This window comes from Skermanella sp., from assembly GCF_059503625.1.
On record NZ_JCACHA010000591.1, the window covers coordinates 11616 to 18511 of the forward strand.

A 6896-nucleotide genomic window follows, 5' to 3' on the forward strand; every position below is an offset into this window, starting at 1 on the left:
CAGGGTCGACAGGACCGTCATCGCGATGGTGTACGGCTCCTCGCCCGACGAGCATCCCGCCGACCAGATGCGCAGGCGCGGCTTGGTCGTGACCTTCGCCTGGCAATCCCTGACATGCGGCAGGACGACTTTGGCCAGATGCTCGAAGTGGTGAGGTTCGCGGTAGAACCGGGTCAGGTTGGTGGTCAGGGCGTTGACCAGCAGGCCGATCTCGTTCTCACCCTGCTGGCTCGACAGGAAAGCGCAGTAGGCATCGAAATCTGGCAGGTCCAGGTCGCGCAGACGGCGGGCCAGCCTTGAATAGACCATCTCGACCTTGTGCGAGGCCAGCGTTATGCCGGTAAGCTGCTGGAGGAGCGCCGCGATCTGATCGAAATGGCCGCGGGTGAAATGGAATTCCCGCTCGCCGCTGGACCGCGGCAGCGTGCCTTCACGCTGCCGCCCCCCGTTTGCCGATCTGTTCGCTCCTGCCGATCTGTCCGTCACGTCGTTTTTCCGATTCCGTTTCCATCCGGGGGCTGCGCCCCTGGGATGCCGACATCCCGGTCCTGGCCGCAAATGTCATCAAAAGGCCGCAAATACGGTTTTCCGACCGCTGGTCAGAACTCCTTCCAGTCGGGATCGTCGGCGGTTTCGACGCGGCGCAGCGTGGACGCATGGGCAGCCGGCCGCTTGACGTCGGGCGCACGGGGTGGTGCACCGGCGCGCGCCGGGGCACCACGTCCCTGAACGACACCCTTGCGGACGGTCAGCGGCGCCGGGCGGGACGACCCGGCATGCCCGCCATGCCCCGCCTGCGCGAACCCTGCATCCTGCTGGGCAAGTCCGCCGGCCACGCTGAAGAATGAAATCAGCGATCCGAGGTCGTGGGCCTGCCCTTCCATCGACCGGGCCGCCGCCGAGCTTTCCTCGACCAGCGCCGCGTTCTTCTGGGTCATTTCGTCCATCTGGGCGACGGCGCCGTTGATCTCGTCGAGGCCGTTGGCCTGCTCGGCGGTGGCGCGGGCGATCTCCGCGACCAGATCGGCGACGCGGCTGACGCCCGCGACGATATCCGACAAGGCTCCCCCGGCGGCACCGACCAGTTCGACGCCGTCCCTGACCTGGGTGTTGCTGTCGATGATCAGCGCCTTGATCTCCTTCGAAGCCTGGGCCGAGCGCTGCGCCAGCGTCCGGACTTCCTGGGGGACCACGGCGAAGCCGCAGCCGGCATCGCCGGCACGCGCCGCCTCGACCGCCGCGTTGAGGGCCAGGAGGTTGGTTTGGAAGGCGATCTCGTCGATCACCCCGATGATGTCGCTGATCTTCTGACTGGAAGCGTCGATCCTGCGCATGGCGTCGACGGCGTCGCCGGCGACCTTGCTGCCACGGTCGGCGGCGGTCCGGGCCGTCGAGGCGACCTCGTTGACCTGCTTGGCATTGTCGGCGTTGCTGCGCACCGTCGCCGCCAGCTCTTCCATGCTGGCTGCCGTTTCCTCGAGACTGGAGGCCTGCTGCTCCGTCCGTTCCGAAAGGTCCAGGCTACCGGCCGAGACTTCGCGGGCAGCTTCCGAGATCGCGGCGGTGGACTGGCTGATCCGGCTGACGATATCGGAGAGCTTTTCGGCAGTGGAGTTGAAGTCGCTCTTGAGACGCTGGAACACGCCCTCGTAATCTTTTTCGATCCTGCACGTCAGGTCGCCGTGCGACAGCGACTGCAACACAACAGCCAGATCTTCGGCCACGGCCGAAACGTTGGCGGCCAGCTTGTTGATGCCTTCGCTGACCGTCAGGAAGAAACCGGTCTTGCCGGTCAGATCGACCCGGCTGGAGAAGTCGCCCCGAACCGCGCCGGCGACGATGCCGCTGATCTCGTCCTCGATCTGAATCTCTTCGGTCAGATCGCGCCATTCGATGATGGTGCCGAGCCGTTCGCCGCGCTGGCCGAAGACGGGGTGCGCATTGACCTGGAACGTATGCCCGCCAGCCTTGGCGATGCCCTTGTGGCTCGTCGTCAAGCCGCCCAGCAGGCGGCGCTGGTGCGACGGATCCTTGTGGAAGACGTCGATATTGGTGCCGATCAGCGACTTGACGTCGAAGTTGGGCAGGCTCTTCCGGATGTCGCTCTCGCAGGCGGAGAACATGGCCACGATGGCCTTGTTGGTATAGACGATGGCGCCTTGAGCATCGGCCATCATGATGTTGGCGCTGACGTTGTCGAGCCCGATGCGGGTGCGGACCGCTGCGACCGAGACGGTCTTGAAGGCGTCCACGGCGCGGGCCATGTCGCCGATCTCGTCGCTGTTGCCGGTAAAGGGCACGGTGACGGCCAGATCGCCCTCGGTCAGGTCGGTCATGACCTTCCTCAGACCGTTGATGGGGATGGTGATGCTTCTGGCGATCAGCTGCGCCGCGACGACGCCCGTCAGGATCGAGACGATGCCGAGGATCAGGGTGACGGTCAGGGCGTTCCGACTGGCCTCGATCGTGGCCGCCTCCAGAGCCACCGCCGATCTGCCGGCGGCTTCGACGATTTCGTCGGTCTTCTTGCTGAGTTCCAGTCCGGCGGCGACCAGCACGTCGTCACGCAGACGGATGGCTTCCTGGCTTGAAGCCACCGCTTCCTGGAAATCGGCGACGTACGACTTGACCTCCTCGGTGAGGTCGGCCAGCGATTTGCGGAGTTGCGGGTTCTTCAGGGCGCTGTCCAACTCTCCAAGGTGCTCGCGCATCTCGCCGATGTTCGCATCGACACTGGCCTTGGCGGCGCTGTCGCCGGTGGTTAGCAGATGGTCGGCGAACGTTCTTACCAGCAGCCAGTGCTCCTTGGCCTCGCTGGCGGCGAACGCCGCCTGCGTCGAACCGTCGGCAGCCGTCGCGTCCTTGATTTCGGTAAGGCGGGCAGCGACCCGCTCCCACACCGGTTCCAGCTTCTGGCGGAACACGGCGTCCTCGCGCGTGCGGAAATCGGCGATCCTGTCGAAGGTGGCGAAGTAGCTGGAGGTGAGGCTGTCGATCTCCGCCATCACGCGCTGAAAGGCGGGATCGGCCATCTCGGCCTTACCTGCGGCAATCCTGGCGGAGAGTTCACGCTGGCGTTCGCGGACCAGCGGTATGACCTTCGGGTCGCCGGTAAAGACATAATGACGCGAAAAGACGCGGAAATTGGCGATCGCGCCCCGGACGTTCGTGGCAAGCCTGACATCGTTGCCGATGACCGAAAGCGTCGAGACATCTTTCTGACCCGAGAGAAGGCTGTATCCACCATACCCGAAACCCGCCACCAGCAGCACGACCAGCAGGCCGAAAGCCAACCATAGGCGCTTGATGATGCTGAGCCGGGCCAGAAAGGAATTGCTGTTGGTCGCGGACATGTCGGGAATTTCCTCGCGGCGCACTGATCAGGCCTGGGCCTGATGCGGGATCTGGATAGAAGAGGATGAGAGTTCTTCGCCGGCCTCGCCGGCAAACAATCGGGTCACGTCGAGCAGGGTCACCATCCGGTTTTCGGCAGTTACCAGTCCGCTCAGGTATTGCTGGTCGATCAATCCGCTGTCGACGTCGGGCGGCGGCTTCACGTCGTCGCGGGCAACCGTAAGGATGTCGGAAATCGCATCGACAAGGATGCCTCGCGTGCGGTCGCCGACCTGAAGCACCACCACCACGTGACGCCGCGTCACCTCGGTCGGACCGCCGCCGAAGCGGGCGCGCAGATCGAATATCGGGATGATGATGCCGCGCAGGTTGACCACGCCCCGGACGAAGTCCGGCATGTTGGGCAGCTTGGTTTCCGGCGTCCATCCCCGGATCTCGCGGACCGACAGGATGTTGACGCCATATTCTTCCGTGCCGACCGTGAAGGTGACGTACTGCTCCTGGGCGGCGATCGGCCCGCTGGCGACTGAACCGATCTGGCCCCGCGTGGCGTTCGGCAGGGCGACTGAAGCGCCTGTTTCCATGGTCTCGAGTTCCCTAGCAGGCAAGCGCCGCGGCGGGCGGCGGGCACCGCGGTTGGTGTGCTGCCGGCTCATGGTCTGGAGGCCGGCGACGTCAAGGATCAGGGCCACCCGTCCATCGCCCAGGATGGTCGCCGCCGATACGCCGTCCAGACGCTGAAAGTTGCTCTCCAGGCTCTTGATGACGACCTGCTGCTGGCCGAGGACTTCGTCCACGACCAGCCCCAGGCGGCCGCCCTCCTCCGTCTCCACCAGCACGACCAGTCCGCGCGTCGGATCGCCGATGGCGTTGTCGATCCTGAAGAGGCGGTCCACGTAGACGAGGCGCACATATTCGCCGCGCGCCATGATGACGTCGTACTGGTTGGCGACGCTCTGAAGGTCGGCGCTCTTGGGACGCAGGCTTTCGATGATGTTGGTCAGAGGCAGCACGAAGCGCTGCTCGCCGACCGAGATGACCATGCCGTCGAGCACCGCGAGGGTGAGCGGCAGCGACAGGACGAACCTCGTTCCCTCGCCCGGCGTCGAATGGACGCCGATCCGGCCGCCCAGGCTTGCTATGTTGCGGCGGACGACGTCCATCCCGACGCCGCGCCCGGAAATGGCGGAAACCGTATCGACCGTCGAAAACCCCGGCAGGAAGATCAGGTTGTCGATCTCCTCGTCCGACAGGCTGACGCCGGCGGCGACCAGACCCCGCTCCACGGCCTTTTCGAGGACGCGAGGGCGGTTGATCCCCCGTCCGTCGTCCTCCACCTCGATAACGATGCGGCCGGAGCGGTGCCGCGCGGAGAGGTGGACGGTGCCGCTGCGCGGCTTGCCGATCCGCTCCCGCTCGTCCGGGGATTCGAGCCCGTGGTCGATCGAGTTGCGGATCATGTGGGTCAGCGGATCGACCAGGTTCTCCACGACGGTCTTGTCGACTTCCGTCGTCTCGCCGGAGGTCGCGAGCTGGACTTCCTTGCCGGTCTGAGCCGCCACTTCACGGACGAGGCGCGGCATGCGGGAGAACACCGACCGCACCTGCTGCGCCCGGATCGCCATGACGCTTTCCTGAAGCTCGCGGGTATGCCGGCTCAATTCCTCCAGCCCTTCCACGAGCTGCTGGAGCGTGCCCGGCGGAACGTCGCGCAACTGTTCGGAAATCATCGCCTGGGTGATGACCATTTCACCGACGAGGTTGACCAGCCGGTCCACCTTGTCGAGATCGACGCGGATCGTATGGCCGCCGAGGCCGGAGCCGCCGCTTCCCCCCGCTTCGCCGGCCGGCCGGGCGGCGGTCGGGGCCGCCGGCTGCTCGCCGCCGGCGCCCGGGCTCGCACCGCCGTCATAGACGGTGAGCTGGCCGGGCGGCACATAGGGCATGTTCTCGGAAAAGAGGCCGAAAGCCTCTTCCTCGCCGCCCTCGGCGGGGCCGGTCGTTTCGACGATATCGACCTGACAATCGTCTACCACGAACTCGAACACGTCCCGGATCGCCGCTTCGTCGGTCGCTCCCGTCAGGGAAACCTGCCAGTAAAGGTAAAGGCTTTCGCCCTCCATATCGTAAAGCGACGGCACCAGACCGGCGTCGCAGACGATTTCGGTTTCACCCAGGCGCCTCAGCGCCCGCAACAGGAATGCGGGTTCGTTGCCGCTCAGCAGAAGGTCCTGCTTGGGCCGGAAATAGATGACGAAGCTGCGCAGTGCTTCCCGCCGAACGGGCTGCTGCGGAAGGGGGCCGTCCGCCGGGACAGGCTCGTCCTTTTCGGTCTTCTCCGCGACCGCTGCCAGAAACCTCTTCAGATCGGCGGCGGCGGCATCGGTCAGTCCCGGAGGGGTGGCGCGGTTGTCGCGGGCACAGGTCAGAAGCTGGGCCATGACGTCGTTGGCGCGGATCAGGACGTCGACGAGTTCGGTTGTGACGCCGATCTGCTGCGACCGCAGCCGGTCCATGACGGCTTCGAACTCGTGCGTGAACGCGACAAGATCGGAAAAACCGAAGGTGCCGCCTCCGCCCTTGATGGAGTGGACGGCGCGGAAAACAGCGTTGATCTCGTCCAAATCGATGTTCTGCGGCGACAGCCGCAGCAATCCGGCTTCGGCGACGGCAAGCAGTTCGCCGCATTCATCGAAATAGGTTTGCTTGAAGCGGCTGAGGTCGTCGGAATAACCGCCGGTCATCGCAACTCAGCCCATGACCTTTTGGACGACCTGGATCAGCTTTTCCGGGTTGAACGGCTTCACGATCCAGCCGGTAGCTCCGGCGGCGCGCCCTTCCTGCTTCTTGGCGTCGTCCGATTCGGTGGTCAGCATCAGGATCGGAACCGTACGGTGCCCGCCGCTGGCACGGACCTGCCTGATCAGCGTGATGCCGTCCATGTTGGGCATGTTGAGGTCGGCCAGGATCAAGTCGACCTTATGGCTGGCCAGCACGACGAGCGCCTGCTGCCCGTCGATCGCCTCCACGACGTCGAAACCGGCACCGCGCAAGGTGAAGGACACCATTTCGCGCATGGTCCGCGAATCGTCGACCGTCAGCACTTTCTTCTTCATTTCAGGCTCCATTCCTCAAGCCAGCCGGCCAGCCCCAGGTCGTTGCAGACATCCGTCAGCACATCCGACGGCGCCGCGATCGCGAAACGTTGTCCGGAAAAGTCAGCATGGCGCGTCGCGGCCACCAGCACCTGCACCGCCGCGGTGCTCGCACGCTCGACCGTGGCCGCGATCACCACGATGTCGGAATATTCATTGAATGCCGCCCGCAGGCTTTCGACCAGCGGCCCCGCGACTGGCAGATCCAGATCGTCGGGCAGACTCAGCGTCACTTTGCCGGCATCGTCTTCCGAATGGATCAGGGGCAGCAGATCGGCCAACTTCCTGTTTTCCCACAAGTCAATTACGTCAACTCGATACTGACGCGGAGTTCGGCGAGCCGAGCCCCAGCCGGATGAAAACGTATCCGGGCATCCGATCAATAGG

5 protein-coding genes are annotated in these 6896 nt (G+C 64.9%); all 5 read right to left on the reverse strand.

Going from position 1 to position 6896, the window contains the following annotated elements; all coding sequences use genetic code 11:
- A partial coding sequence (locus tag AC5JJ6_RS15280; RefSeq protein ID WP_496042876.1) for a CheR family methyltransferase occupies nt 1-486 on the reverse strand: 486 nt, incomplete at its 3' end.
- Nucleotides 487-599: 113 nt separating this feature from the next.
- On the reverse strand, nt 600-3353 hold the full coding sequence (locus AC5JJ6_RS15285) for a methyl-accepting chemotaxis protein (protein WP_496042877.1): 2754 nt from the start codon (nt 3351-3353) through the stop codon (nt 600-602).
- Between the two features lie 27 nt (nt 3354-3380).
- A complete protein-coding gene (locus AC5JJ6_RS15290) occupies nt 3381-6098 on the reverse strand; it encodes a chemotaxis protein CheW (protein ID WP_496042878.1) in 2718 nt (905 codons plus the stop codon).
- A 6-nt stretch (nt 6099-6104) separates the two neighbouring features.
- On the reverse strand, nt 6105-6470 hold the full coding sequence (locus tag AC5JJ6_RS15295; protein WP_044425965.1) for a response regulator: 366 nt from the start codon (nt 6468-6470) through the stop codon (nt 6105-6107).
- Nucleotides 6467-6896, reverse strand: a 430-nt coding sequence (locus AC5JJ6_RS15300) for an STAS domain-containing protein (protein WP_496042879.1), incomplete at its 5' end; no start/stop codon positions are given. The genes AC5JJ6_RS15295 and AC5JJ6_RS15300, both read right to left, overlap by 4 nt.